This window comes from Glycomyces halotolerans (assembly GCF_054779575.1).
Window position 1 is genome coordinate 180,817 of sequence record NZ_BAAGXZ010000001.1, and the last position, 25,995, is coordinate 206,811.

Annotated in this window: 34 protein-coding genes and 1 other RNA gene; 30 read left to right on the forward strand and 5 right to left on the reverse strand. The window is 67.0% G+C overall.

The genetic code is table 11. The features are described from left to right. Positions 1–20: 20 nt before the first annotated feature. Both ACYVL2_RS00895 and ACYVL2_RS00900 read left to right on the forward strand, forming a co-directional pair. The gene (locus ACYVL2_RS00895) at positions 21–416 is read left to right on the forward strand and encodes a hypothetical protein (protein WP_460539214.1); all 396 of its coding nucleotides are present in this window, start codon (positions 21–23) and stop codon (positions 414–416) included. Positions 417–1,278: 862 nt separating this feature from the next. After that, complete coding sequence (locus ACYVL2_RS00900) at positions 1,279–1,476, forward strand: hypothetical protein (protein WP_460539216.1); 198 nt, start codon at positions 1,279–1,281, stop codon at positions 1,474–1,476. Positions 1,477–1,540: 64 nt separating this feature from the next. On the opposite strand, the gene ACYVL2_RS00905 is transcribed toward ACYVL2_RS00900, so the two are convergent. Further along, positions 1,541–2,482: a GntR family transcriptional regulator gene (locus ACYVL2_RS00905; protein ID WP_460539218.1), complete on the reverse strand. Its 942-nt coding sequence runs from the start codon at positions 2,480–2,482 to the stop codon at positions 1,541–1,543. A 542-nt stretch (positions 2,483–3,024) separates the two neighbouring features. On the opposite strand from ACYVL2_RS00905, the gene ACYVL2_RS00910 reads away from it, so the two are divergent. Next, positions 3,025–3,267 carry a WhiB family transcriptional regulator gene (locus ACYVL2_RS00910; protein ID WP_460539221.1) on the forward strand — a complete coding sequence of 81 codons (243 nt, stop codon included), beginning with the start codon at positions 3,025–3,027 and terminating at the stop codon, positions 3,265–3,267. 298 nt (positions 3,268–3,565) lie between these two features. Here ACYVL2_RS00910 and ACYVL2_RS00915 read toward each other — a convergent pair whose 3' ends face one another. Further along, positions 3,566–4,276, reverse strand: a complete 711-nt coding sequence (locus tag ACYVL2_RS00915) for a GntR family transcriptional regulator (protein WP_460539591.1) — start codon at positions 4,274–4,276, stop codon at positions 3,566–3,568. Next, positions 4,273–4,794 (reverse strand): GntR family transcriptional regulator, encoded by a 522-nt coding sequence (locus ACYVL2_RS00920; RefSeq protein WP_460539224.1) that lies wholly within the window; start codon positions 4,792–4,794, stop codon positions 4,273–4,275. The genes ACYVL2_RS00915 and ACYVL2_RS00920 overlap by 4 nt, the downstream gene beginning before the upstream one ends. A 141-nt stretch (positions 4,795–4,935) precedes the next feature. Between ACYVL2_RS00920 and ACYVL2_RS00925 the strand changes: the two genes are divergently transcribed. The 27 genes from ACYVL2_RS00925 (at position 4,936) to ACYVL2_RS01055 (ending at position 21,920) form a co-directional block, all read left to right on the forward strand. Further along, positions 4,936–5,268, forward strand: coding sequence for a WhiB family transcriptional regulator (locus ACYVL2_RS00925; RefSeq protein ID WP_460539226.1), 333 nt, complete (start codon positions 4,936–4,938; stop codon positions 5,266–5,268). Positions 5,269–5,734: 466 nt separating this feature from the next. Then, positions 5,735–6,199 carry a helix-turn-helix domain-containing protein gene (locus ACYVL2_RS00930; protein WP_460539228.1) on the forward strand — a complete coding sequence of 155 codons (465 nt, stop codon included), beginning with the start codon at positions 5,735–5,737 and terminating at the stop codon, positions 6,197–6,199. Further along, positions 6,199–6,678 carry a hypothetical protein gene (locus tag ACYVL2_RS00935; RefSeq protein ID WP_460539230.1) on the forward strand — a complete coding sequence of 160 codons (480 nt, stop codon included), beginning with the start codon at positions 6,199–6,201 and terminating at the stop codon, positions 6,676–6,678. Before ACYVL2_RS00930 ends, ACYVL2_RS00935 begins: the two co-directional genes overlap by 1 nt. A 179-nt stretch (positions 6,679–6,857) precedes the next feature. Further along, positions 6,858–7,166 carry a hypothetical protein gene (locus ACYVL2_RS00940; RefSeq protein WP_460539232.1) on the forward strand — a complete coding sequence of 103 codons (309 nt, stop codon included), beginning with the start codon at positions 6,858–6,860 and terminating at the stop codon, positions 7,164–7,166. Continuing rightward, the gene (locus ACYVL2_RS00945) at positions 7,166–7,453 is read left to right on the forward strand and encodes a hypothetical protein (protein ID WP_460539233.1); all 288 of its coding nucleotides are present in this window, start codon (positions 7,166–7,168) and stop codon (positions 7,451–7,453) included. The genes ACYVL2_RS00940 and ACYVL2_RS00945 overlap by 1 nt, the downstream gene beginning before the upstream one ends. Further along, positions 7,450–7,815, forward strand: a complete 366-nt coding sequence (locus ACYVL2_RS00950) for a hypothetical protein (RefSeq protein WP_460539235.1) — start codon at positions 7,450–7,452, stop codon at positions 7,813–7,815. Before ACYVL2_RS00945 ends, ACYVL2_RS00950 begins: the two co-directional genes overlap by 4 nt. Next, positions 7,808–8,011 carry a hypothetical protein gene (locus ACYVL2_RS00955; protein WP_460539236.1) on the forward strand — a complete coding sequence of 68 codons (204 nt, stop codon included), beginning with the start codon at positions 7,808–7,810 and terminating at the stop codon, positions 8,009–8,011. The genes ACYVL2_RS00950 and ACYVL2_RS00955 overlap by 8 nt, the downstream gene beginning before the upstream one ends. 22 nt (positions 8,012–8,033) lie before the next feature. Further along, positions 8,034–8,333, forward strand: coding sequence for a hypothetical protein (locus tag ACYVL2_RS00960; RefSeq protein WP_460539238.1), 300 nt, complete (start codon positions 8,034–8,036; stop codon positions 8,331–8,333). Further along, on the forward strand, positions 8,330–9,031 hold the full coding sequence (locus ACYVL2_RS00965) for a GGDEF domain-containing protein (RefSeq protein ID WP_460539240.1): 702 nt from the start codon (positions 8,330–8,332) through the stop codon (positions 9,029–9,031). Before ACYVL2_RS00960 ends, ACYVL2_RS00965 begins: the two co-directional genes overlap by 4 nt. Further along, positions 9,032–9,241, forward strand: a complete 210-nt coding sequence (locus tag ACYVL2_RS00970) for a hypothetical protein (protein ID WP_460539242.1) — start codon at positions 9,032–9,034, stop codon at positions 9,239–9,241. Between the two features lie 104 nt (positions 9,242–9,345). Then, the gene (locus ACYVL2_RS00975) at positions 9,346–9,534 is read left to right on the forward strand and encodes a hypothetical protein (RefSeq protein WP_460539244.1); all 189 of its coding nucleotides are present in this window, start codon (positions 9,346–9,348) and stop codon (positions 9,532–9,534) included. After that, positions 9,533–9,602: hammerhead ribozyme type II (locus ACYVL2_RS00980), an RNA gene on the forward strand. The genes ACYVL2_RS00975 and ACYVL2_RS00980 overlap by 2 nt, the downstream gene beginning before the upstream one ends. A gap of 68 nt (positions 9,603–9,670) precedes the next feature. Then, a complete protein-coding gene (locus tag ACYVL2_RS00985; protein WP_460539246.1) occupies positions 9,671–9,826 on the forward strand; it encodes a hypothetical protein in 156 nt (51 codons plus the stop codon). 15 nt (positions 9,827–9,841) lie between these two features. Then, entirely contained in the window at positions 9,842–10,264 is a 423-nt protein-coding gene (locus tag ACYVL2_RS00990; RefSeq protein WP_460539248.1) for an ASCH domain-containing protein, read from the forward strand. A 5-nt stretch (positions 10,265–10,269) separates the two neighbouring features. Continuing rightward, entirely contained in the window at positions 10,270–10,626 is a 357-nt protein-coding gene (locus tag ACYVL2_RS00995; RefSeq protein WP_460539250.1) for a hypothetical protein, read from the forward strand. Further along, positions 10,626–11,027 (forward strand): hypothetical protein, encoded by a 402-nt coding sequence (locus tag ACYVL2_RS01000; RefSeq protein WP_460539252.1) that lies wholly within the window; start codon positions 10,626–10,628, stop codon positions 11,025–11,027. The genes ACYVL2_RS00995 and ACYVL2_RS01000 overlap by 1 nt, the downstream gene beginning before the upstream one ends. Continuing rightward, positions 11,024–11,419 carry a hypothetical protein gene (locus tag ACYVL2_RS01005; RefSeq protein ID WP_460539254.1) on the forward strand — a complete coding sequence of 132 codons (396 nt, stop codon included), beginning with the start codon at positions 11,024–11,026 and terminating at the stop codon, positions 11,417–11,419. Before ACYVL2_RS01000 ends, ACYVL2_RS01005 begins: the two co-directional genes overlap by 4 nt. After that, positions 11,416–12,225 carry a DUF6397 family protein gene (locus tag ACYVL2_RS01010; RefSeq protein ID WP_460539256.1) on the forward strand — a complete coding sequence of 270 codons (810 nt, stop codon included), beginning with the start codon at positions 11,416–11,418 and terminating at the stop codon, positions 12,223–12,225. Before ACYVL2_RS01005 ends, ACYVL2_RS01010 begins: the two co-directional genes overlap by 4 nt. Then, on the forward strand, positions 12,222–13,499 hold the full coding sequence (locus tag ACYVL2_RS01015) for a DUF2637 domain-containing protein (RefSeq protein WP_460539258.1): 1,278 nt from the start codon (positions 12,222–12,224) through the stop codon (positions 13,497–13,499). The genes ACYVL2_RS01010 and ACYVL2_RS01015 overlap by 4 nt, the downstream gene beginning before the upstream one ends. Further along, the gene (locus ACYVL2_RS01020; RefSeq protein ID WP_460539260.1) at positions 13,499–13,759 is read left to right on the forward strand and encodes a hypothetical protein; all 261 of its coding nucleotides are present in this window, start codon (positions 13,499–13,501) and stop codon (positions 13,757–13,759) included. Before ACYVL2_RS01015 ends, ACYVL2_RS01020 begins: the two co-directional genes overlap by 1 nt. 41 nt (positions 13,760–13,800) lie before the next feature. Beyond that, positions 13,801–14,304, forward strand: a complete 504-nt coding sequence (locus tag ACYVL2_RS01025) for a hypothetical protein (protein WP_460539262.1) — start codon at positions 13,801–13,803, stop codon at positions 14,302–14,304. A 31-nt stretch (positions 14,305–14,335) separates the two neighbouring features. Further along, positions 14,336–14,731 (forward strand): hypothetical protein, encoded by a 396-nt coding sequence (locus ACYVL2_RS01030; RefSeq protein ID WP_460539263.1) that lies wholly within the window; start codon positions 14,336–14,338, stop codon positions 14,729–14,731. Then, positions 14,732–16,075: a hypothetical protein gene (locus ACYVL2_RS01035; RefSeq protein WP_460539265.1), complete on the forward strand. Its 1,344-nt coding sequence runs from the start codon at positions 14,732–14,734 to the stop codon at positions 16,073–16,075. It begins immediately after the preceding gene. A 105-nt stretch (positions 16,076–16,180) separates the two neighbouring features. Further along, positions 16,181–18,325 (forward strand): hypothetical protein, encoded by a 2,145-nt coding sequence (locus tag ACYVL2_RS01040; RefSeq protein ID WP_460539267.1) that lies wholly within the window; start codon positions 16,181–16,183, stop codon positions 18,323–18,325. Positions 18,326–18,410: 85 nt separating this feature from the next. Then, positions 18,411–19,772 carry a replicative DNA helicase gene (gene dnaB, locus ACYVL2_RS01045; RefSeq protein ID WP_460539269.1) on the forward strand — a complete coding sequence of 454 codons (1,362 nt, stop codon included), beginning with the start codon at positions 18,411–18,413 and terminating at the stop codon, positions 19,770–19,772. A 17-nt stretch (positions 19,773–19,789) separates the two neighbouring features. After that, positions 19,790–20,971 (forward strand): helix-turn-helix domain-containing protein, encoded by a 1,182-nt coding sequence (locus ACYVL2_RS01050; RefSeq protein WP_460539271.1) that lies wholly within the window; start codon positions 19,790–19,792, stop codon positions 20,969–20,971. Positions 20,972–21,458: 487 nt separating this feature from the next. Further along, complete coding sequence (locus ACYVL2_RS01055; RefSeq protein WP_460539273.1) at positions 21,459–21,920, forward strand: DUF488 domain-containing protein; 462 nt, start codon at positions 21,459–21,461, stop codon at positions 21,918–21,920. Positions 21,921–21,933: 13 nt separating this feature from the next. Here ACYVL2_RS01055 and ACYVL2_RS01060 read toward each other — a convergent pair whose 3' ends face one another. Together ACYVL2_RS01060 and ACYVL2_RS01065 are read right to left on the reverse strand one after the other, a co-directional pair. Further along, entirely contained in the window at positions 21,934–22,710 is a 777-nt protein-coding gene (locus tag ACYVL2_RS01060) for a hypothetical protein (protein ID WP_460539275.1), read from the reverse strand. A 1,467-nt stretch (positions 22,711–24,177) separates the two neighbouring features. Further along, positions 24,178–25,614 carry a pentapeptide repeat-containing protein gene (locus tag ACYVL2_RS01065; protein WP_460539277.1) on the reverse strand — a complete coding sequence of 479 codons (1,437 nt, stop codon included), beginning with the start codon at positions 25,612–25,614 and terminating at the stop codon, positions 24,178–24,180. Between the last annotated feature and the right edge of the window lie 381 nt (positions 25,615–25,995).

Sequence of the window (25,995 nt, forward strand, 5' to 3'; positions counted from 1 at the left end):
TCGTCAAATACTCCAAACGAATGATCTTCATCGTTGGATCGCTCTTCGGAGCCGTCCTCGCGATCTCGGCGATCCGCATCGGCCAGGAGAGCCTGGTCAACTTCTGGATGCTCGGCTTGACCGTGGTCTCGTTCGGCGCCGGAGCCACCATAGGCGCTTTCGGCGTGGCGCACTCGGTCACCCGCTTCGACTCCCGCGGTTTGGCGCGTTGCCAGAGCAATGGGAACTTCCACGAGATCAAGCGGCTGAAGCAAGGCGAACGGTTCGTGATCGCCAAGCACTGCCTGTGCATTCAGCGGCCTGACGGCGCGATCGCGAAGACCGAAATCGCGAAATGGAGGCTTCGCCGTGAGGACTGCGAACGCGTAGCGCAGCGGTACCCCAACATCGGTGCTACCGCAGCAGCATTATTTTAGACCCTTCTGCACCTGCACATCAGCCTGAATCAAGAGCGTTGGGCGAGTACGCACCCACCGGAGACCTGAAGCAGGGCATCCAGCCGTCCACCGAATACTATGACGGCTCTCAGACATGGGCGAACCGGTCGACTTCGACCAACCGGGTTCAATCGACATCAAAAGCTAAACCAGAGTCCGCCGATTCCCTTAACAACTCGACGCTCGTAAAGAGTTCGGAGCTAGAATTCAAATATGCGGACAGTTCGAGCTCACACGCAAGGCTGAGACATAGGCATCCGTGATCAATTCTCCTCCTGGGTCGCCTACACACTCCGAACCTGCACCACAAAACAGCTGGTGCAGCCGCAGCCCAGGGAACTAGGAGGACCAGTGCCATACTCGCGGATCTTGATTGCTGGCATGTGCGTACTGATTGTGTTTACTGGAGCAGGGTCATGCGAGGGGGAGGGAGGAGAAGAAACCAAGACCTGCGAAGAATGGGTCTCGGAGTACGTTGACTCCGAAAATGAAGCGCGCGCAGAAGCCATACTAATATGCAACTCTGACACGGACCGACTGGACCCGCTTACGGATGAACAACTCACACGTCCCGAATTCGAGCAGCGCCGCGAGGAGATTCGCGACGAACTCAACCGAATATTCGAATAGGGCCATGTGCGATGCTGCTCACCGCGTTCCAGTGGCATGCTGCTACCCCAGCATCTCGAAGGGCTTGCATCAACGAGATGCGGGACGAGATGCGGCGACTCGACGGAAATTCTGCGTGGCGTCTCCTCATGCCCGGCGCGTCGCTATTGACTGAGTTTCATATTGGTCGGACACTTGAGGGCGGACATCCCCCCGACTAGATCGGATCATCATGGAACGACACGACTCGGCGAAGATCGCACGCAACGACATTCAGCAGGGCATGCGGGCAGCGAAGAAGCCCGAAGAGTGCTTTGCGGCAGCGCAAGCGAACGCCCTCTTGGCCATCGCCGAGGAGATCCACCGCCACTCCGAGATTCTCGTAGAGATCCACAAGCTCGACTACAACAAGTTCATCAAGAGGCAGTAGCCGTACCCCTGCTTGAAGGAGGGCCCGTCCATTCGGACGGGCCCTCCTTCGTCTTCGATAGATATCAGCGGGACGGTCCTCGCCGCTTCGGTTCCGACCGAGAGGCACCGGGCTCGTGGTCGGTCCAGTCCTGGTTGTAGTTGCCGTGGACGCCATGGGGAAAGGCGATCTGGACCACCGACAAGTTCGCCACGTCGGATTCGGGCAGCGGCTCGACAAAGGTGCCACGACTGAGGACTCGCGCGCGAGCCCGGATCGCAGACATCGACGGATCGATTCCGGGGCTGTGAGCGTCGATGACGTAAGCCGAGCCGTCAAGGATCATCCGAACGACCTCGACGCATTCATGCTGTTCATCGAAGGCTTCACGTACGACATCGAGGACCGGTGTTCCCGGAGCGAGTTCCAGTACCGCGGTTTCCTGAGGGAATGGCATGCGCGCGTTGAAGGTCTCGGTGACGCCGACGGGCCGCCGGCCGATGTCCCCGAGCACGGCGTGGACCTGGAACGGATCGGTGTTGGCGAACATGATCGAGGTCGACATGACCAGTTTGGGATCATAGTAAGCCGCCGCGATCATGACGAATCGGCCCTTGAGAGTCTCCCCGAAATACCGCTGGATCACCGGGTCGCCCTCGTTGAGGCCGAGCGCTGCCGCAACAGTGGCTGGTGCCGGAACCTGATTGATGGTGGCCGCCGAACGGTCGGTGCGCAGATCGGTGACGTCGTTATCGGAGGGCTCGACCATGTCGAACTGACCGCCGAAGGCGCCCGGGAACTCGTGGCGGAGCGTCTCCGGGGCGCGGACGTAGCTCCCCGATCCGTGCTTGGTCACGATGAGGCCGTCGGCACGCAGGCGGCCGACGACAGTGTTCGCAGTGCTGGGAGTGAGGTCGAACTCCTCGGCGATCTGGGCAACGCTCGGGATCTTCTCCCCTGGGGCGTAGCTGCCGTCGAGGATGCGCTTGCGCAGGATCCGCTCAGCGTCGGCTGGATTCCCTGCCATGACGTCCTCCGCTCCCTTCGTGTCGGCGGCCCCAGAATACAGGACTCTTCCAGGATTCTAATAGATATCAATCACCCAAAGAAACTACCGATGTGTAGTTGACTCTTCAGAAGAGTTGTGATTGACTCGTAGACACGAAAAATCCCGCCAGGTGTTTCCGGTGTTGGAGCACCGGACCTGACGGGATCTACCTAGCTACGACTGCCGCGTCCAGAGTTGGAGCTCTGTGCGGGCGCGGCACCGACCTCACTTGGAGGCATTGTGCATTCTATCTCGCTCGATACCCGAGTCAACGCCCACTGCGTGCGCTGCGGCGGCTGGATACAGACGGCCTCACGCCGGCTGTGCGGGAAGTGTCGCCGCCGAGTCCGGCATGAGCGGCGCCGCTCCGGGCGCGTCTCCCGCTAGGGAAACGCGACGCCTCACCGCTCGCCTCCGTCACGCACAAGATGCGCGGTTACTCGGTAGATGACGTCGAGCTTGTCGCTCGGATCCGGCTTGTGCGGCTCGGTTCGTGCACCTCCGTCGGCCCAGACGCGACCGTGGGATTCGACCCCTGGTTCCCGCTGTCGGGCCCTGACGACCTCGGCGCCGCCGCAAAACGCATCTGTGCCGCCTGCGAGGTCAAGGACGACTGCCTCGACGTCGCCCTGAAGTACGGCGAGGACTACGGCATCTGGGGCGGTCTCACCGCTGTCGAACGCCGCGGCCTCAAGGCCCGAATCCCACGTCCCGCCGAGCCGGCCGACGACGGTCGACTCCACAAGTTCCCCACGGCCACTTAGCGCCCTGAAGTCGTTGTGCCCGAACGCCAATCGCGGCCAGAGGACACGCACGTTGTTACAGAACTCAACAGTGTGATTGAACTTCGTTCCCGCCCGACGCGCTCCGCGCCAGGGCCGGAACCGTCCGGCAAGCAAGGTTGACCGCCCCCAGAGAGTGTTGGGAGTGCCGGGCTTCCTCGAGACCGGACGCCCACGGCGCAGGGAAACAGCGCCACCGCCGCACTGACTGCGGCGACAATCACGATTGCTTCCTGCCGCGCTGAGTCTGGCGCGGCAGGAAGACCTAATCCTGGAGCGCCTACAGGTCTGCCTCGAACCTGACCTCATAGAGATGGGACGGCTTAATCAGCACCGACGCCTCCACAGGGATGTCCCTAGTGGCAGTGATCAATCGCAGTTGGCGAAGTATCGGCACGCCCTGCGGGAGGCGCAGGAGTTCGACTTCTTCAGTGGTCGGGTGCCGCGCTGCAGTCGTGTCGATCATGTGCTTCTGGGCGTAGCCCAAGTCTGCCAAGACCTTCGGAGCGCCTCCCTTGATCCTCGCCTTGCGCGCAAGCGGCGTCCCGGAAGCGATCTTGCTGGGGTAGTACGAAGTCGCCAGCTCTACGGGCTCGTCGTTGTACAGCATGAGCCGTTTGCGCTCGAAGGCTTGCTCCCCTTCGCCAAGTCGCAGAAGGGCACCTACGGGCCGTGGGGGCACTACCTCCTTGACGCAAAGGAGCTCATAGGTGTAGGAACCGTCCGGGGTGATGTAGGACTTGGCACCCACGACATGGACCTCGCGGTCCCGGACGTAGACCCCTTTACCTCTACGACTGGAGAGGTAGCCCTCATCCTTAAGTAGCGTCAGCGCCTTCTGCACGGTCGCGTTCGCCACTCCGAACTGTTCGATCAACTGGCTGGTGGATGGCAACTGGCACCCAGCGGGAAGCTCCCCGGAAGCGATCTGAGCTCGGATATCAGCGGCTACCTTCTGGTGATCGGGTCGCGTGTCGACGTGCGCCATCAGCTAACGCCCACCGTGTATCCAACACTCCGGGACGGGGCCATGACATTGATGGCCGCCTCGACCGGCGTCTCGTCTTTGGAATACACCGTTCGTTCCAACACCAATACCCACTCGTTATGAAGCCTCAATTGCTTCGCCTCGTCCCAGGTCGGGCGACGGGTCTGTACAACCTCGGCCGCCGTCGCCGGCGCGAATCCTAGCTCCGCCAGTACCGCGGGCGCTCCGCCCTTCACCTTCTTCTCCAGGGCCAACGCGGTGTCGCCTGCGATCGACGCCGGGTAGTACGAGGTTGCTATCTCCACCGGTGCGTCGTCTAGCAAGATCAGACGCTTACGCAGGACCACGTGATTCCCGAAGGCCAGATCCAACATCTTGGCGATCTCGTCAGGGGCACGGACCTTCGCAACTTCCAGCAACCGCTGGGTTCCTCGGCGGCCTTCGCTAGCCGCCTCGCTCGACCAGGCGTTCATGCCTCCGTTCTCGGAAGCCGCGAGGTACGACCGGGAATCTCCTGGCATGGCTGCCCTCCTTTCACCTTTCCTACCTTACCCGAAACGTAGCAGTGTCTACCTGCGGATTCACCTGTGCTTGCGCCATTCAATCTATACTGCTATATTCGTAACGCAGTAAGGTTCAACCGATGATCTATGAGGTCCAGGATGCGCACGACTTTCGCGGATCGCACCGAGCTGGTCGCTCGTGTTCGTTTGGCTCGGTACGGGTCATGCGTCTCAGTCGGCGCCGACGGCACCACCGGGTTCGACCCCTGGTTCCCGCTGTCGGGCCTCGATGACCTCGGCGTGGCCGCGAAGCGCGTCTGCGCTTTGTGTCCGGTTAAGGACGACTGCCTGGACGTCGCCTTGACCTACGGCGAGGACTACGGCATCTGGGGCGGCCTGACCGCCGCCGAACGGCGGGACCTCACCGCCGCCCCCGAACACCCCGCCGACACGGCCGCCGGTCAGGCTCTCCCACTCGCCACAGCCGCTTAGCGGCCCGAAGTCGTTGTGCCCCAAAGCCAATCGCGGCCAGAGGACACGCACGTTGTTACAGAACTCAACAGTGTGATTGAACCTCGTTCCCGCCCTCGGCACACCGCGCCAGGGCCGGAACCGTCCGGCAAGCAAGGTCGACCGCCCCCAGAGAGTGTTGGGAGCACCAGGCTTCCTCGAGACCGGACGCCCACGGCGCAGGGAAACAGCGCCATCCGAACCGCTGCGTGCGGAACGGAGCGATTCTCAACAGGGACGCTGGCCGTCTGATTGGACTGGCCGCTCTCTGGGCGGTGCGGGGTGGCCCATGAGCTGCCCCGCACCACACGCATCGAACTCCAGCCCCTCTCGCGGCGACGACATCGTTCCGCCGCGCCTCAAAGACTTCATTTCCCCTGCTCTGGCGGCAATTAGCCGCCTATCCGTCCGGCTGCCCCACCGCAGCCCGTACCCAAAGGAGGAGTACTTGAACACCAACATCGAATACCCCGTCGAGAGCGAGGCCGGATCGGCGACCGTCGCCGAGCTGAAGGCCCGACTCGAAGCCGCCGGCGTCCGGAAACGGACACCGTCCCGACTCGAGACGCTTCCGAAGTTCCTCTCAGTCAAGGAAACCGCCGAAGTCCTCGGCGTCTCCAACGCCACGGTCAACAACATGATCGACGCCGGCAAGCTCCCCGCCGTCCAGTTCGGCGGCAAGGGATCGAGGGTCGGCATCCCAATGCGGGCGATCAACCTCATCATCGACCTGGCCATGATCACCGGCGGCATGGTCTCAGTCGAGAACTGGCACGAGGTCCTTGACGACCTGGTCGCCGCCGAGCTCATCGACGCCCGCGACAAGGCCGCGCTGCTGGGCGATCCCACAGCGCACCACGTCAACGCCGGCAAGGTCACCTCCCTCGCTCGAAACCTTGAGGTGGCGGCCTAATGCAGACCACCACGACGATTCGTGCCCGTGATCTTGATCCGCAGGAGCTGGGTTGGGCGCTGCGGTTTGAGGCCGGTACCGCTGCCGGTCTGTGCGACGCGGTCGAGCTGCTGGTCTCGGGTGAGGAGTTCTTGACCGGGCCGATGCTCGAGTTCATCACCGTCGAACACGCCGGCGCGGAGCTGACCGCGTGGGTCGAGTGGGAAGCGGCGGCCGAGGCGATCGACTCGGGCCTGGTCGAACCATCGGCCGAGATCGCCGCGGCCTGGCTGATGGCCGCGCACCTGGCCGCCGGGGTCGCCATCGACCTCGACGAGACCCTGCGGGCGATGGACCTCCACGCCTGCGCGATCGCCCGAGACGCCCTGGGCGCGGCCGAGCAGACCGCAACCGACCAGTCGTTCTGGCACCCGGCCTTCGGCCTGGGCATGCCCGGCCGCGACACCGACGCCTGGCAACTGGCCGGCCTCACCGCCTGACAGCCCCTCTACTCTTCCCGCGCTCGCCGCGAGATCGCACTCCGGCGACCAGGCCCGATCCCTTCCACACCATCACGAGAGGAATCCTCTATGTCCCAACCGCACACCAACTGGCCGGAGACGACGCCGGCCTGCCACTCCGAGGCCGGGCTGGTCTTCGGCGACGGCGGTGAGTGCTGATGGAGTACCGGTTCGGCGAGCTCTCCCCCGACGAGGTGGCGGAGCTGATCGACATCGCCCTGTTCCAGAGCAAGGGCAACTTCGGCCGCGACATCGGCCGACGCCCGCTCACACCGGCCGAAGAGTCCCTGACCCTTTGCCGCTACACCGAGGTCCACGACAACAGCACGATCCGAGTCCTGGCCATGCGCGACGAAGGCTGGCGCTGGCTGCGCGACGCCATCCGGCTCGGCGGACCGCGCGCCTACCGCACCCTCCCCTGGCGCGAGATCCGCGCCGTCCTCCAGCAGCGGCGAGGTGTCGCCTGATGCCCACCTACCCCAACGGCCGAGAGGCCGTGGTCGACGACGACACCCACTTCCTGGTGTTCGCCAACTTCCGCTGGGTCCACGCCAGCGGAGACCCGGCGACCGCGCTCCAGGTGTACTGGCGCATGGACACCGCCGCGATCGGCACCGAACTGTGGATCGCCGCCCACCACGACGCGGCCAAAGCGCTCAAGCAGACCAGCGATGCGACCCCGGGCCGCGTCGACGACGCGCTCCGGCTGACCTCCGACCAGGTCCGATCGCTGGCGGCGGGAGTGTTCGCGTGAGACTGCTCGAGCGTTTCAACGCCGTTCCTGGCTCGCCAGGGTCGGCCCTGCACGGCCGCCTGGCGGCCCTGCCGCGGCTGGTCTTCGACCACACCAGCGGCCACGGCCTCACCGCCACGCCGACGCCGATGCGCTACCCGCCCGGCGCCAAGGCCGTAGCCGCGTTCGCCGCCTGGGCCCAGGTAGCCGGACGGTTCGAGGTGGCCCCGGCCCGCGACCGCCGCGCCCTAGCCGAACTCGAGACCCGCCTGGTCCTTGCCGGGACGCCGGTGCGGGTGTGGGTGCCGGTCATGGGCCTGCCCCTGGCCGAAGCGATCGGCCTGGTCGACCAAGCCACCAGGGCGGTGGCTGTTCGTGGCTGACCTGAAGATGCGCCTGACCGGCCTGGAGCAGGAAGTCGCCGCCGTCGTCGCGCTGCTGCGCGAGGACCCGGCGTTCCTGTCCGCCTCCCCGCCCTACCCCAACCGCGGCGACGACAAACGCGTCCGCGTCTACCTCGAATTCGACGGCGCCGACCTCGCCGCCGCCAACCCCCTAGACCCGACCCGCAGCGAATGACCGAACGAGAGGACCTGCAACCGTGACCGTCAAAACCGATCTGCTCAACTCCTGGACCGCCAAGGCCATGGAGCGGGCCCGGGTGGTCGAGAGCGACCAGCCGACACCGGTCCGGGCCGCGGCCCGCGCCGCCTACCGCGCCTACAGCCAGGGCATCGACGACCTCCACTCCTACCCCGACCAGGAGGTGGTCGAGACCAAGCTGCGCCGCCGGATGCGCAACCCGCTGCTCTTGGCCCGACACGCGACCTACGGGACGATGCTCGCCGACCTCGCGCTCGCTCGCGACCTCGCCGACTTCACCGGAGGTGAGACCTGGTGAACCTCGACCTGCTGACCGGCTTCACCGCCGGCGTGACCGCCTCCGGAATCGCGGTCGGCCTGACCGCCTGGGCGACCGCCAGGCGGCTGCTGCGCCGGGCCGAGACCAGCGCCTGCACCGATGCCCTGACCGGGCTGTTGAACCGGAAGGGATGGGAAAAGGCCGCCGCTTCCTGCGCCAACAAGACCGGCGGCCCCCAAGACCTCTATGTGGTCCTGGCCGATTGTAACGGCCTCAAAGCGATCAACGACACCTATGGACACGAGACCGGCGACGCGATCATCGCCGACGCCGCCCAGCGCCTGCGCCAAGGACTCGGCGACGACGCGGTGATCGCCCGGCTCGGCGGCGACGAGTTCGCCGCCCTCGCCCCCGGTCTGCGGCTCGAGGCGGACATGGCGGGCTTCTTCGCCACCGCCCCAGCCGGCACCGGCCCGGTCGGCCCCACCGTCGACTCCCACCTCGCCGTCGGCGTCGCCGCACTCGACGGCGACCTCGCCACCGCAATCCGGCGGGCCGATGCGGCCATGTACCGCAACAAGCGCTCCGGCGGGATCTGGTGCTGGTACGACCCGCGCCTGGACGACGACACCACCCACCACCCCGCACAGCGGCCGGCGGTCCGCACCCGCGACCTCGACACCACCCCGGCCACCGAAGCGAACACCGGAACCGGCGCGGCCGTGGGGGTGGCCTAGGTGGTCACCGCTGTCCAGCGGGTACTGCGCGGGCTCGAGGAGGCCGGTTACCCGACCGGCACCCTCGGGCCCGCCCACGAGCGCCTCCCGGCCCTGGCCGGCCGGTCCGGGGCCCGCCTGGTCGAAGTCCTCCTCGAACTCGACCAAGCCGACCTCGACCAGCTCCACCAAGCCCTGCACCACCACACCACCGGGCCACACCCGCAGTGAACTACTCGCGCCGACAGGCGAAACCCGGCCGTCGGGCCGGGTCCAGGGAGGACGGCTACCTCCCGGCTGAGGAGCCAAGCCGCAAGCAGCGCAGAAGGGCCGACATGGCGAACACGAACAAGCACGACCGGGCCGAGGCCAAGCGGAACCAGGCGAAGGTGCGCCAGAACCTGCCCCGCTCCACCGCGGCGCTCGGCGGCATCACCAAGCGGGAGTTCAAAAAGAAGTACCCAGCCGCCAAGGGCGTCGGCCAGATGGCCCGCCTGAAAGACGACTACGAGACCGAGCGCTAGGCGAAACCCGGCCGACCGGCCGGGTCCAGGGAGGACGGCTACCTCCCTGCTGACGAGCCAAGCCGACGAAGCCCGGTTCCGCTCTCGCGCCAACTCGACCGGAACCGGGCGCCTTCATAAGAGAAAGGCATCCTCAATGATCCACACCCACGCCACCGCCACCGCACCGGGCGCGACACCGGCTATCCGATCAGGCGGTGCGAGCGAGGTGTCCTGCCCCAACTGCGGCCGCAAGCACTACGCCTCGACCTGCGACCAGGACCGTCGAGCCGCCACGGCCGGCGTGGCCTAGCCGCGGAGGGCCTTGATGCGCGCTTTCTCCGTCCGCCAGCCGTGGGCGCACCTGATCGCCCACGGCGGCAACACCACCGCGAACCGCAACCGGCCCACCGACTACCGCGGCCCGGTCGCCGTCCACGCCGGACGCACCTTCGCCGTCGCCGACTACGAATGGGCCCGCCACCGCTGGGGCCCGGGCCTCGTACCCGACCGCGAACGGCTGGCCTTCGGCGCCGTCATCGCCCTCGCTCACTTGAGCGACTGCCACACCGCCGAGGACTGCACCGCCGACGCCTGCGCGCCCTGGGGCGAGACCGCCCCGCGCCTGCACCACTGGGTCCTGACCGACACGCAGCCACTGGCATCGCCGATCAGCGCCCAGGGCCGCCTGGGCCTGTGGACCCCTGACCGAGACCTGGCCGCCGCCATCGACGCGGCAGAAAGGAACTGACCACCATGCCCACCACCAGCAAGAACAAGATCCACGTCGACGACCTCCACGCCTGGGCACGAGGTGACCTGCGCATGATGGCCGCCGTCCGGCTCCTGGACGACTCGGACCTGATCGCCCACACCTGGGTCGACCAGTTCATCAACACCGACCCCTGGCTCCACATCGACTTCGAGACCATGCGCCGCAAGCTGCGCCGCTCCCCGCTGTCGACCGGCGAACAAGCCATCGCCGAAGCCGCCCTGTCCCTGGCCGGGCACCTGGACGCCGACCTCGGATCGATCGCGATCACCCTCGACCACACGCAGCTGGAGCACTTGCAGGCCGCCATCGCCCTCGCCGGCGGGAACGGGAGCCGGTGATGGAGCGCAGCAACCCCGCCCAGTACCTCAGGGGCGTCGCCTTCGACGCCGGCTCGGCGGCGATCAAACGCGAGCTGGCCCGCGACTTCTCCGGCCTTCGCCGCGACGGCCTGGCCGACCTGGAGTGGCATGTCACCGGCTTCGACGACGAGGCCGACCTGGGCGCCACGGTCTACGCCGGCACCGCGAAGGGCCTGCGCACCTTCGGGCACCTGACCGCGAAGTACGGCGACGGCACCTACCGCACCCGCTACTTCGGCGAGTTCGAAGCCACGATCCGGCTCGGCGAACTCACCGTCCGGCTCACCACCGACTTCGCCGACTACCACGGCACCAGCGCCGAGACGCTCGTGAACGAAGCCATCGCCGCCACCCGCGAAGACTTGGAGCAGCACCAGTGAACAAACGCACCATCGTCCTGGGCGCCGGGCACTTCGGCTGGCCGAAACCTGAGCGGCAGACCGACACCTGGGCGCGCCTGATCCTGACCGACCCGGCCATGGCCGCCGGCGTGCTCGACGACCCGTACGTCAGGCTCAACCAGGCGGCCGAGGGCCGCTACGGCCGCCTGATCGCCCGCGTCGAACACCTCACCCACCGGCCCACCACTGGGGCGCCCCGGCCCGGCAGCGACCACGTGCTCGGCACCGGCCAGGTTCGCATCGCAGGCCTTCCCGAAGAGCGCGTCGACGGACGGGTCACGGTCGCCTTGACCGGGGTCCGGTTCGACCCCGACCGGCTCTACCGGCTCCACACCCACTGGGTGAGCCTGCGACTGGAGCCGGCCCGATGACCGACCACACCAACACCAGTTCAGGCAGTGCGATAGCGGCCCGGCGGGCCGGGGACGGCCGCTGGCGGGTGCCGTGGATGCCCGGCCGCGACCTGACCGAGCACGAAGCCGCAGCGGCGGTCGCGGTCGCCGAACGGAACCCGGCCCGGCTCGGGCCGGTCCAGACCGCCCGCTACCTGGCCCTGGCGCAGTTCCAACTCGACCGCGCCCGCACCATGCCCGGCTTCCCACCACCCGACACTCAAGGCCGGTGGACCCGCGAAGCGGCCCGCCAGATCGCCGAACAGATCGGCCGAGTCCTCGCCTACGCCGGGACGGTGCCCGACCTGGGCGCCTTCCGAGCCGCCGAGTACCTCACCGGCAAGCTCGACCGCCCCATGACCGCCGCCGGCGTCGTCGAGCTGGCCCGCCAGGGCCGCCTGGCCACCGCCGGGGCCTACAAGGGCCACACCCTCTACGACGGCCGCGCCCTCGAGTCCTTCGACGACACCGCCGCCGCGACCCGAGCGACCGAGACCGGCCGCGAGCTGAACGCCGACGACGCCGCCGCCCTGCTGTGCGTGCGCCGGGCCGACTTCGACCACCTCACCCGCGCCGGGCTCCTAACACCGATGCGGACCTACCGGACCCGGTTCGGCAACACCGTCGCGCTCTACCGCGCCGGCGACCTGACCGACCTCGAGCACGACCGGCCCGACATCGACTGGGCCGCCGTCCGCGCCACACCCAAAGGGCGGCCCTCCCCCCTGGCCGCACTCCCGACCACCACCGACCAACCGCCTCAGAAAGGAGGCGACCGAACATGACCACCACCGACATCGACAACTCCGAACCCGCACTCGAATGGTGCCCCGCCTGCGACCGCCCCGCACCGCTGTGCGAATGCGACCGGACACCGAACAGCATCCCCGCCACAAGCGCCGCGCCGCAGCGAACGGGGCCGGTTCCGAACACCGACGAGGCACCGAACGGCAACGGGACTGAACACCGAACGCCGCCCGGACTGCGCAACTCCAACGAGGCGAACACGGCTCGAATGGCGATCGCCGAACACCCCGACTCGGACCCCGGAAAGTCCCCGGGATTCTGGGCGGCCAAGTGGCAGTGGGTGGTCGAATGGGGCCCGCTCCTTCCGATCTGGCTCCTGGCCGCCGGTCTCGGCGCCGCCGGGTTCGCCTCTTCTTTCGTCACCGTCGAAGCCAAGATGGGGCCCTACTTCGGTGAGCTCGCCTGGCTGGTGCCGACCGCCACTGACCTGGGCATCATCGTCTTCACCCTGCTCGACATCTTCCTGGCTCGGCGAAACCAGCGCATCCCCTGGATGCGGCACATCCCGTGGGCCTTGACCGCCGCGACGATCTACCTCAACGTCACCTCCTACACCGCGTTCGAAGCGCAGGTGGCGCATGCGGTCCTGCCGAGCCTGTGGGTGGTGTTCTCCGAGGCCATCGCCCGCATCATGCGTGAGAAGGCCGAGGACGAGACACCGACGACCAAGAAGGTGCCCATCATCCGCTGGGTCTGCGCGCCGATCGCGACGCTGATCTTGTGGCGGGCGATGAAGCTGTGGAAGATCCCCACCTACGACGAGGCGCTGCGACTGGAAGAGGAGCGCCAGTTGTCCAAAGCGGTCATGCGCGACTGCTTCGGATCGGTGCGCGCCGCGCCGCGGACGCTCAGGGTTCGCTACCGGCAGCGCAAGATCACCGTCAAGGAGGTCTACCAAACCGCGCACGACAGCAGGACGACCGTTCCGGCGGCGAGCGAGCCGACCGTTCGCAAGCACACGTCCGGCAGGCGTTCGGCCGCTCCGGTCGAACAGCGCTCGACGCGCCCGGCGCGAGGGGCGGCCGACAAGACCGAACGCGCCACGCCCGTTCGGTCGCGTTCGGCCAAGACCGGTGCGCGGGCGTCCGCCAGCCGAACGGCGGCCAGTGATCGGCTCTCGTCCGCGCTCGCCGAACTGCGCAGCGAAGGCGTCGCCAACCCGTCTGTTCGCGCGCTCGCCGAACGCGCCGGTTGCAGCCCGTCGACGGCCCACGCGTTCATGAACAAGCTCGAACACCCCGGTGCGGCCTGATGGCCGGTCACCGACGCGGTACCGGTAGGCCCCGCCAGTCGGTGGCCCGCGTCCAGCGGCGGCGAGCGGCCCTCGAGGCCAAGCTCGCCGCCGCCGAAACTCCTTCCGACCGAGTAGCCGTCTGCGCCGATCACCTGCGCTCGGCGCTCAAGCGCGCCGATCCGGCTCTAGCGGCCTCCGTCGCCGCCGACGCGTGCGCGGCCCTTCGAAGACTCGCCGAATTCCTTGAGACACAGCCCCGGAACGGAGGCACCAAGTGACCACTGAACGAATCGAATCAAATACAGCAGGTAACTGTCTGGTGTCTGGCAGACAGTCCGCCGATGCCTCCGCCGAGGGGGTCAAGGCGGGCGCGCGCGCGAGGATACCGCAACCGGACACCAGACAGTCCGTCCCGGCCGCCGAGGCGGCCGATCGGCCGGAGGCGAGCGGCGCTGCCGCCTCCGGCGAGGCCGGGGACGAGGTGCCGGCGACGTTCAAGGACGCCGTCGGCGCCTCGCTCCGAGCGATGGAGCCAGCCGCCCGCCGCTGGGCCAGGCTGCTGCGCCCGCCGCTGTTCTGGACCGAGGGCCTGCCCGCCGCCGGCGAGTCGTGGGCCTACGCCAAGGACGGTGAATGGTGTCGTCCTGATTCGCCGGTCCGTGCCGCGGCGCTGGCCTGGCAGGTGGCGACCTTCCCGGTGCGCGCGGCCGCATTCTATGCCACCTGGCTGCTCGAGCGGCCCTCTCGCGCACTGGTCTTCGTCACCGTCTACGCCTTGCTCGCTTCCACCTCGTACGCCTCCTGGCTGCCGTGGCTGTGGTGAGCCGAACCAACACCTGGAAAGGAGAACCTTCATGGATCCCGCAATCGGAACGCTGTCGGCAGCCGCGCTGATCGTGTTCGCCATCATCCGCTGGCAGCAGCTGTGGCCCAAAGTCCAGATGGTGCTGATGGTCCTCATCGGCTGGGGCATCGGCGGCCTGCTCGGCGACTGGCTCAACCGGCTGGTCGAGGTCACTTCGAACTTGACCAGCAAATGGGGAGCGACCCTGCTCGGCGTCGGGTTCCCGGCCGCTGTCGCCGTGGCGAGCCTGACGATCTTCACCATCTTCATTTGGAAGGACGAGAAGATCCGCACCGGGCAGATCACTTGGCTGGTGCTGATCGCCTCGCTGCTGGTGCCGCTGAGCATCGGCATGCTGCCGTCGGTGTGGTCGAACATCGAGACCGTCCTCAGTGGGGTGGCCTAGATGGAAATGCTCATCACCGTCGCGATCGTCACCGCCGTGATCGGCCGCGGTGCCGGCCTGATCGTCTCCGACCTGAAGTACGCCGCCAAGGGCAAGGAGCACCCCCGCTGGGCCTACAAGCAGGCCAAGCTCGAGGCGGCCCGGCGCGGCGAGCCGACCGGGTACTGGGCGCTGCTGGCCGCTCGGTCCTGGCGCAAGGCGTTCGACAAGCACGCCGACGCCGCAGCCAGGAAGGCCGCTGGGCCCGCGCGCGAACCGCGCGGGCCCCGGCCCTTCCGCGACTACCTGGGCCGCTGCTGGGCTGACGCCTGGAAGACCCAGGAGCTCAGGCACGACAAGCGCGTCGCCGAGCGGCGCCGCCGACGCGGCGAAGCTCCCGACGAGGACCCCGAACCCGAATCGGTGTCCGCGCCGACCGACGCCGACCTCACTCCCACCAGTGCCGAGCCGGGCCCCGACGGCGTCGACGACACCTTCGACAGCGTCCCGCGCGACACGTCGGCGGAGGCCGTGGAACACGAATCGGTCACCGCGCCGGTCGACCAGAGTCCGGCGGCGGCAAAGACGTACACCGAATCGATCGATCCGACCATGGCCCGGATCCAGGAGCTCGCCAACGAGGAGCGGCGGCTTCGGCTCGAGTATGCGCGCGAGCGAGCCCGGGCCTACCTCTACGGCGAGGGCCCTTTCGATCGCAAGCCCAACGATGAAGACATCCGAGTCCTCAGTAGAGGCAACGAGGCCGACCGGTCGATGGCCGACACCTTGCGCGTCCCCAATCCCGAGCTCGACCGGCAATGGGACGAGGCGGTCAAGCGCCAGGACGAGGAGATCCTGCGCCGATTCCAAGCCGAGCACCAGACCACCGATCAGCCGTGGAGCCCCTACGCGTCAGGCGAGACCGACTCTCCCGACGCCAACCGGTCGCCCGGCGCGACCGGTCGACGAAAGGAGCACGAAAACCCCACCGACGCAACCGAGTCCGACTACACCGACAACGTCATCCCGATCCGCCAATCGACACTTCCCGAACCGAAAGGAGTCGCTCCCTTGAGCGAGACCGACAACGAGATCGACGGCCTGGAGAGCGCCAAGGCCTGGGCGATGAAGATCAAGCAGAACGCCGAGGCGATGACCGACGGCATCGACGATGTCGAATCCCAGTTCGCCGCGTGGGAGATCACCGGCGAGAGCCTCGCGAAGGTTCCCGAGATCGGCGAGGCCTACGAGCAGCTGGCCGCCCTCGCCGGCGAGCTGCAGGACCTGCTCAGCCGCATGGACAGCGTCAGCGAAGCCTACGACGAGGCTCCCGACGCCGGTAACAAGCAGTTCGTCACCAGCTAGGCGAAACCAGGCCCGCTCCCCGCGGGGTGGGTCTGGTCTGCATCCGGGTGGCTCCCGATGCACTGACGATGCCAAGCCGCTCACCGTCCACGAAGGGAGGCCAGCATGGAGCCGACCACCACGACCATCCCGAACACGACCCCCTCCAGCGGCGCCGACGAGGCGACCGCCACGACTCGGCGAGCCGCGCCCGCACCGCCGGTGCCACCGGCTCCGGGCATGGGCCGACTGCTCGCCCGCCAAGCCGCCCCGCACTATGCGACCGGCTGCCTCATCGCCGCCGCCGCGGTCGCCAACGCCGCCGGCGAGTTCTCCGGCGAGGCGGCCACCGCCGCCGCCGTGACCGTGGGCGTCTTGTTCACCATCGCGGTCCTGTTCGCCTGCAAGAAGAGCGTCCGGCTGCGCATCAGCGCGGTCGCCGCAGAATGCGGCCGAGCCTGGCTGGCGGCCATCGCTCTCGGCGCGGCCGGCTGGGTGGCGGTCACCGGCATCGTCGGCGTCTCGGTCGACACCGTCGCCGCGCTCCTGGCACTGGCCTACGGCATGGCCGGACGCTGGTGGCGAACCGTCCGCATCCCCAACCCGACAAGCGCGAACGCCGTGCAGCCGCCCGCGACCGATACCGGGCTCGAGTCGATCGACGAGGTCCGCACGCGCTGGAACGCCTCGGTCGCATGCAAGGGCGGTCCGCTGGCCGACGCACGGCTGATCGGCCGCGAAGTCATCCGCGCCGGACTGCGGTACTCGGTCCAGCTCGTGCCGGGCCGGCAGACGATCGACTCGGTCCTCGCATGCTTGCCGCGCATCGCCTCGGGTCTTCGCTGCGACGTCTCCGAAGTGTTCGTCGACCCCGTCCGCGGTGACGCCTCCCAAGTGACGCTCTCGGTGTTGACCCATTCGCCGATCAACGGACCCAGCGTGTTGGAGACGGTCGAGAAGCGCCAGGACGGGACCATACGGCTCGGCCCGTGGGGCGACGGCGACGGCCTCGCGCCGTGGCGGTTGTACACCGCGAACTCCATGTGGGGCGGACTGGTCACCGGCGGCCCCGGCTCGGGCAAGTCCGCGATGCTGTCGGCGATGATCATCTCGGTCATGATGCGCGGCGACACCGTCGTGTGGGCCCTGGACGGCCAGGACGGCGCCTCGCTGATGGACGTATGGGACCGCGTCGACTGGGCCGGAGGCAAGGACCGCGCCGAGACGATGCTCAAAGCCGCCTACTGGATCGTCGAGATCCGCTCCCGCCAGAACACCGCCCGGAAATGGAAAGGCTTCGAGCCGTCCGTCCAGGGCCGCCCGGGGCTGCTGATCGTCGTCGACGAGTCCCACATGATCTTCGAAGGCGACCACAACCGGGCCAACCGCGGCTACGGCGAGGACATCTCCAGGCGAGGCCGCAAGACCGGCGTCCAGATCCTCACCGCCTCCCAGTACGCGGCGATCCGGACCTTCGGCGGTTCAAAGCCGTTCCGCTCCTCCGTGATGGAAGGCAACGCCGCCACCCTGCGGACCACCAACAAGGGCGAGAAGGGCTTCTTCCCCTCGGGATTCCACGGCGACCCGTCGAAGATCCCGGCCGGCATGCCCGGCACCGGCTACGCCATCGACGTCACCGGCAGAGGCAAGACCGCCCCGTTCAGGAACTTCTGCACCGCCGACTTCCTGCCCGGCATCGACAACGGCGCCGAATACAGCCAGGACTGGTGGCTCGACCTCTGCCCGGACGTGCGACTGGACGACATCGCGGCCAATACCGCCGACTTCTACACCGACGGGGCCTACTCGCGCCGACGCGACGCCATCGGCGAGGACATGGGCCGCTACGACGAAATGCTCGACGCGCTCGAGCGGGGCCTGGACCCGTCCGCGTTCATGCCCGGCGCCGACCTGATCGGCACGAAGATGCCCTCGCGACGACCCGGAGCGAAAGCGGCCACGCCGGCTCCTGCCGTGGGGCCTCGGCTGCCCGAGGCGCTGGTCGTGCCGGAGCTGATCGTCTTGGGCGGCGCCCGGACGGCCGCTGTCAGCGCGACAAGTCCCGCGACGGTCTCATCGTCAGCGCAGCGACTCCTTGACGAGCTCCAGTCGGGCCCCAAGCGGCCCAAAGAACTCGTCGACGCCCTCGAGCTCAGCCGCGCCCGCATCAACGAGCTGCTCGGCGAACTGCTCGAAGCCGGAATGATCCACCGACCCACCTACGGCCGGTACGCCGCTGTCAACAGCGGCCACAGCCGCCAAGCGGCTTGATCGAAATTGGGCCCGGCGCTCTGCCTGCAAGCTCCGCGCCGGGCCCGCCCTCCAGCACATACACCACCAGAAAGGCGACCTCAGTATGACAGCCGATACCGCCGTCCGCGACCGATCCCAGCGCGTCTTCGAACGCACCCCGCCGGCCGACCTCACCGCCGAGCAGTCGGTCCTGGGCGGCATGCTCATGAGCAAAGACGCCATCGCCGACGTGCTCGACGTGCTCGGCCCCGGCGACTTCTACAAACCCGTCCACGGCCTGATCTTCGAGACCATCGCCGCGAAGTTCGCCGCCGGCGAACCGGCCGACGCGGTCACCATCGCCGCCGCCCTGGCCGACGCCGGACAACTGGCGACCATCGGCGGCGGCCCCTACCTCCACGACCTCCTCGAATCGGTACCCACCGCGGCCAACGCCCGCTACTACGCGAACATCGTCCGCGGCAAAGCGATCCAACGGCGCCTGATCGAAGCCGGCTCCCGCGTCGTCCAACTCGGCTACGGCACCAGCCAGACACGCGGCGTCGACGAGCTATGCGCCATGGCCGAAAAGACCGTCCACGACGCGGTCGACGCCGGCTCGACCGGCGAAGCGGTCCCGATCGCCGACTACCTGACCGGCGTCCTCGACGGGCTCGAGAACGACGAAGTCGAGCGCGGCCTGCCGACCGGACTGGCCGACCTGGACGACATCCTCGGCGGCCTGCGCCCCGGACAACTGATCATCGTCGCCGCCCGCCCCGGCATGGGAAAGAGCATCCTCGGCGCCGACCTCGCCCGCCACGCCGCACTCAAAGAGAACGTGCCGACGCTCCTGGTATCGCTGGAGATGAGCGGCACCGAGCAGACCGCCCGACTCGTGTGCGCCGAAGCCGGAGCCAACCTCGCCTGGTTCACCGGCGCGGCCAAGATCCCCGACGACCAGATAGCGCGCACCGTCGCCGCCGCCGCCAAGCTCGACGACGCGCCCCTGTGGATCGACGACGCCACCGACACCACCATCACCCGCCTCGGCGCCCGCGCCCGACGCCTGGCCGCCAAACACCGCGACCGGGGCGGTCTGGGCCTGATCGTCGTCGACTACCTCCAGCTCATGCCCGCCGCCGGCAGGTCCGAATCGCGCGAGCGTGAAATCGCCGAGATCAGCCGCGGCCTCAAACTCCTGGCCAAGGACCTCGCCTGCCCCGTGGTGGCGCTGTCCCAGCTCAACCGCAACCCCGAAGGCCGCCACGACAAGCGCCCGATGCTCAGCGACTTGCGCGAGTCCGGCGCGATAGAGAACGACGCCGACGTGGCGATCCTGCTGCACCGCGAGGACTACTACGACAACGAGTCGGCCCGCGCCGGCGAGATCGACCTGATCGTGGCCAAGAACCGCGCCGGCCGGTGCGACACCGTCACCGCCGCCGCCCAACTCCACAAAGCCCGCATCGTCTCCCTGGCCTGACACGAAGGAGGATCCCCATGGCACTGGAAATCTGGGCCGCCGCACTGTCGATGAAAGTCGGCGACCCCCGCGCCAAACTCGTCTACCAGGCCCTGTGCAACCGGGCCGATCCCGATGGCCGCAACGCCTGGCCCTCAATCGCCTACCTCGCCGAACGCGCCGAGTGCTCCGAACGCACCGTAGTCCGCAAGCTCGAATACCTGCTCGAGCACGGCCTCATCCGCGAGGGCGACCAGCACTTCGTCGACCACCTCCGCGCCGACCGCCGCCCGGTCGTCTACGACGTCGCACTCGACCCGGCCACCCGCACCGCATGGGCGGAGGCCGGAACCGCCGCGCCGCGCCGCTCACAAGCCGCCGCGGCCGGCGCCCGGCGGCGCGCCTCCGCACCCGCCGACAAGGCCACCGAAGCGACCGTCGACCCGTCACGAGGTGACACAGTTGTGTCAGGTCGTCGGGCACGGGGTGACAAACTGACACCCCGTGAACCGCAGGTCAAACGGGGTGACAAACTGACACCCCGTTCGCCACGGGGTGACAAACCGGGTTCCCTTTCCTCTTATAGACCTATCCCTCCTCCCCCTACCCCCTCCAACGGCTCTCGCGAGACCGTCGGCGCCGTCGGGGCCCGGCCGGAGGAGGCGGAGGCGGAGACGACCGGAACCTCGGAAGACGTCTCGGCCGCCGCTGATCTCGCCGCCGCCCTGCCCGGCCGGTTGACCGCCGGGCAGCGCCACCGGCTCGTCGAGCCCATCGCCGCCCGTCTCGCCGCCGGCTGGTCGGTCGAAGCGCTCAAAACCGAGCTGACAGTCGACCTCGACGGCGTCCGGCACTTCCACGCGGTCTACCGCCACCGACTCGACGACCTGCCCGACGCCCCGCCGACTCCCCGGGCCGGCGAGCGGGACGAGGGGCCCGCGCTCGGCGGCCCGGCACACCCGTTCGAGGCCGACCCGGCCGACCCGGAAACCTGCCGCCACTGCCCCCGGCCCCGCCGCAACCGCGTACACACCCGCCAGACCGCCCCAGAAGCGCACAGACGTACGAACAACCCCGAACCCGCACCAGGGTCAGGGTCGGCCAGCTCCAGGCCCGCACAGGTCCGCTCAGGCCGCCGCGGCAGTGCCCGGCCCCTGACCGCCGGCGAGATGGTCGGGACGGTCCTATCCGGAGCGGAGGCGAGCGGCCATGTCGCCTAACGCCCACCGGGCCCGCCCGCCGGTGCCCTACTTCGGCGGCAAGCAGTCGCTTGCGCAGCGGATCGTGGAGCTGTTCCCGCCGCGTCTCACTACGTCGAGCTGTACTGATCGCTCTCGGTTTAACGCCTCCTGGGCAACAGTGTTGGCAACCGAGCTTCGGGGTATCTCTCACCTACCGTGAGGCTGCCTAGAGCTGTTGTGGCCAGCCGCATGGACCCAAACACCACCGTGGGCCGCGACGGTCCAGAGAAACGCCTTCGTCCGGTCGATCACGTGCTGCCACCGAGACGACCTGCCCAACCTTGGGAACTCGACGGCAACTCACTGATTTACCCGTGAGGATTCGTCAGCGCCCCCAGAAGTATGCTTCCGGGCCGCTCCAGTTCCTGACTTGATTCGTTATGCGAACAAGAACATGTCAACGGAAACTTGACATCCCGGCACGATGCTCCATAGCTTGAAGGGACCCACCATGAGGAGCACTCACATGAGCCCCATCACACTGAATCCGGCACTGCCTGTTGCCGCACCGCCGGGAGCGATCGGTTTCGGCTACGAAGGCCACGAAGCTGAGGACCTGATCGCACGTCTCTACGCCGCTGGCGTGGAGATCGTAGTTGACGTCCGATTGACCCCGATTTCCCGCAAACGAGGGCTCTCCAAGAAGGCTCTTCGACAAGCGCTGGCTGAGGTCGGCATCGACTACATCCACCTTCGTGCACTCGGGAATCCCAAGGACAACCGGGCCGGCTTTGCCTCTGAAAGCAGCGAACGTGACACTGCAGTCTCGACCTTCCGGATGCTACTGGCCGAGCCAGCCGCAGCCGAGGCACTCGATGAGATCCGCCGACTCGCCTCGGATCGACGGGTGGCACTGCTGTGCTTCGAAGCCGAAGAGGCCCGCTGCCACCGCCACGTGATCTTGGAGGCACTGGCCGGAGGACAATAAATCTGAGTCGAGGTCACCGGCGCGGCCAGTAGACGCCGAGCGCCGAGAAGACCCGAGGGCGAGCGGCCATGTTGCCTACATAGAAGGCCGTATCCCGGTCCGGCGCACACATTTCATCGAGGAATTTTGCCCGCAACTGTTCCTTCGCCGAATCGTCCCGGTGCTGGGCCAAGTGCCGCTGAAGAGCAACGAATTCCCAGTCAAGAATCTGTTGCCGGTGCCCGTTGCAGCCGCGCTCATGGCAGGTGTAGCGATAGAAGCCTTTGAACTTGGGTGCCTGCAACTCCGGGGGGCGTCGTACCGTTCCTGGTATCGGGAGCTCATCCTGCTGAAGGTACTTGTCGAGTTTTCGTTGCTGCTCGGCTGTCCAGCCCGGATGTTCTTCAATCTCGAAATCATCGATCTTGGCCGGGACGATCAAAGCCAGCGACTTCGCCTGGCGATCGACCCGAGCATCAGCGTTGAGGCGGCACATCGACCCCTCGCGATGCTCATCAATCCAGCGACGCCGTGGATTCCAGGCAGCGAGTACTGTCTGGTGCGTGTGGACCGACTCCCAATCCGGCCGCCAGCTCTCGCGCCGACCGTCACTACGGGCGGGTTGGGCCTTGAGTCGGAGAACGCTGTATTTCTTGAACCGCGAGTCGCGTTCAAGTTCGCGGAAGTTCAACGGATAGAGTCGAACCCAGCCCTGCCGTTCAGGGTTGATGCGGAGCCCTGCGACGCAGACTGTCTCGCCATACTTCTCCGAGGGGTTCGGGGCCGCCTTGACCGTGATCAAGACCAGCATTTCCTCCCATGCGTCACCGTCGGGTTTGGGAGGAGGTTGACCGTCAGGGCTGGAGAACAAGGATGGCTGTGTCAAAGGGGGTCACCGCCTAACCGAATCCAAGTTCGGGCACGTTAGGTAAGAATCTCACTACCAACAGGTTAGCGGCGGAACAAGATCAACTCAATCGGGGATCTTCACCATGAGACACAGCCCTGCTATCCCGGCTTGTGCCAGGAAGGGCGCGAGCTGCCTTCCGACCCATTCAGCGCCGAGGCAGCCGTGGGAGGGCAGTTCCCATGCAACAACGCCGACTTCCGCCATTGGCGATCTAACGATTCTGCCTGTGTGACTAACACTCGCCAGGGACGCGTGGGTAACAGAGTTTACTCCTGGTTCGGACCTCCCTACCGTCACAGGTCTGGATTTTGGGCTCAGCCGGGTCGGGGACACCAGTGCTCGACTGGGCGAGGTCACTGCTGAATCATTGAAGGATTCACAGGATGCCTGCGGCATGGCGCTGGTCACTCGCGTGGCGGGCTCCCGTCGTATGAACGCGCCGATTCCTTATTGCTATCGCAACGCCACTGTCGACCATGGTGATCAGTCCAGCGCACTTGCCATGCTCTGAGCGATGTTGAGTCACGCGGGACCACACACGTGAGAGTCTTCTCTTCGCCAGGGAGAATGACCGCCAACGTACAGGCTCCCGAATGGCGCCCTTCAAGGTCATCCGGAGGAGCCCAGACTTGGGCAAGGATTTCGAGGATCGGATGCTCACTGTGATTGATGATGCGCAACCGATGAACCCGCCTTACGCCGCCAGAAGATGCTTTGGGCTCTGGCATTCCCATATGATTCACGAGCACTAGCCTGGCCTGTGCCTGCGCACGAGCGTCCTCAGCCTCCTGCTGCCGGCGCCATGCGCGCTCTTCAGCAGCAGCATGCTCCCTCCGAGCATCCTCTTGCTTCTTCCAACCCTCGCGGGCGATCACAAGCGCGATGACCGCGCCTCCCATCGCCCCGAGAGCGCTTCCAATCTGCGCTCCTATGATCCATGCCTGGTGGTCGAATATGGCTGCGACGATCAGGCCCGATATAAACTGGCTCATTCCCTCATCCTGCTCCGCGTAACCCAGGCTCAGCGACGGCATGTCCCACAGAAGACCCATAACCGACGGCCCTGGGAATACGAAGACCGCATCTCCGCTGCAGGCGTGCGTCACGACTTATTACCGCCCAGACGGGAACGTTACCGCCTGTACCATCCGCGACCTCATCCCGACCAAAGCCGTCCGGCTCTCCCGCGAAGTCCCCACCGGCGACACCGAACTCCTCCGTGACGGCCATGATGCGCGCATCAGACCGACGGGAATCCCCCCATCACACCCGACATTGTCCGGACCGAACTTGTCAGCCGCGACCTGGCCTGCTGGTGCCCGCCTCCTGGTCAACGATGTCGTGTTCTACCACGGCCCGAACGCCGGATTACGCACTTCTCGATCCGTCCCCGGCGCCCTCCTCATGCCTTGAGGAGTCGTCGCGTTCGACCCGGACCAGTGTCCATCGGTCGCCATCAGGCTTCTCAGCCCACCCAAGCGGCCACCGGTGGTGACCTATTGGATGAATTTCGAGATCGAACTCGACCTGGTACACGACCACTTCCGAAAAATCGAACTCCGGTTCGGCGGGAATGGTGGCCACTTCGGCATTCCCCGTCTCCGTTTGGGAGAAGCCCGTACTGCCTCCGGAGTGCGCCTTGCCGAACCAGGCGGGGCCCTCGAAGTGCGCGTTGCCGAACGCGGCGTCGCTCTCGAAGTGCGCCCCGACGAACCAGGCGTCGCGCTCGAAGTGCGCGTTGCCGAACGTGGTGTCGCCTTCGAAGTGCGCGTTGCCGAACGCGGCGTCGCTCTCGAAGTGCGCCCCGACGAACCAGGCGTCGCGCTCGAAGTGCGCGTTGCCGAACGCGGCGTCGCTCTCGAAGTGCGCCCCGACGAACTCGGCGTAGCCCTCGAAGTGCGCATAGGCGAACCAGGCGCGGCGCTCGAAGTGCGCCTTGCCGAACCCGGTGTAGCCCTCGAAGTGCGCCCCAACGAACTCGGCGTCGCGCTCGAAGTGCGCCTTGAAAAATGCGGTGTAGCCCTCGAAGTGCGCCCGGACAAACGAAGTTCGGCCGTGAAAGTGGGCCCCCTCAGCTTTGAGTTCAGGGAGACTGCAGTCCGTGAAGTCAGCGGAGATGAGAACCGCTCCGGCGAGGTTGAGTTGATCCAGGTGCCAGAACTGGCGCGACTCGACTGGACGGGTACCGTTGCGCTCTTCATCCGGACGTGGGTCCCGCAGGTGCTCAGCCAGGAGCCGCTGCGCGGTCATGCGCACCTCGTATTCCTCGGAAGCTTCGGCTGCGCGCTCGCCAGCTGACTCGTCCGGTTCCTCGGCGACCTGACCATCCAGGTCGACCTCGTTGGTCGAATTGAGAATGCGGACTGGCGGCGTGTATTGGCGCCGCAGGTAGGCGCACCAGACTTCTGCGACGACCTGTCGCTGCTCGGGGTGTTCGAGGCCGAGCCGTTCCAGCGCATACAGGCCTCCCAAACGAACTGGTGCCTTGTCGTGCCCAAGCTGCTCGACCGCTTGCATGTACTGCTCGGTGATCCGACGCTGCTCGGCGTCGTACTGGGTGTGCTCATGCACGCGCTCTTGCAGCCATTGCCGTCGAGTGAACAACGCGAGTGTGGCTAGCCCGCCGATGCCGAAGGCGACAGTGAACGTCGCTTGGACCGCGGCGGCACGGTCACCAGAGTCACTGGTCGCCAGTGGATCGATCAGGGTCCACACAGCGGCGGCCCCAGAGGCTATGGCGACGGCGACCGCAACGATCGCCGCTATCCACCAGTACGATCGGCGATCTTTGCGTCGGTCAGTCATGTCCACATTCTGCCGTGCACCAGCATCGGGAGGACGGTCGGTGTTCTCAACGGATGGAAGAACCATCATGAGGGCTCCCGAGACCGCTGGGCACTCGAGACTTCGTCCCAGTCAGGCCCGCTCTTGATACCTGAGGAGATCCCGCCGCCGACCAGGGTCCCCGAACTGCCAGTGCCAGCACGACTCGCACCACCAAGCCCGGAAGCGATGCTTCCGGGCTTTTTTCGTGCCCACCAACTCAATCTAGATCCTCTACCAATGAACCCCCACAGACATGATTTAATCAGCTACACTCTGTGATCGAACGTATGTATCAAAACCAATGACACTGTTTGCACTCCGCGAGCGGAGCCCCGTCCGACAGCAAGGGTGCCAAAGCCG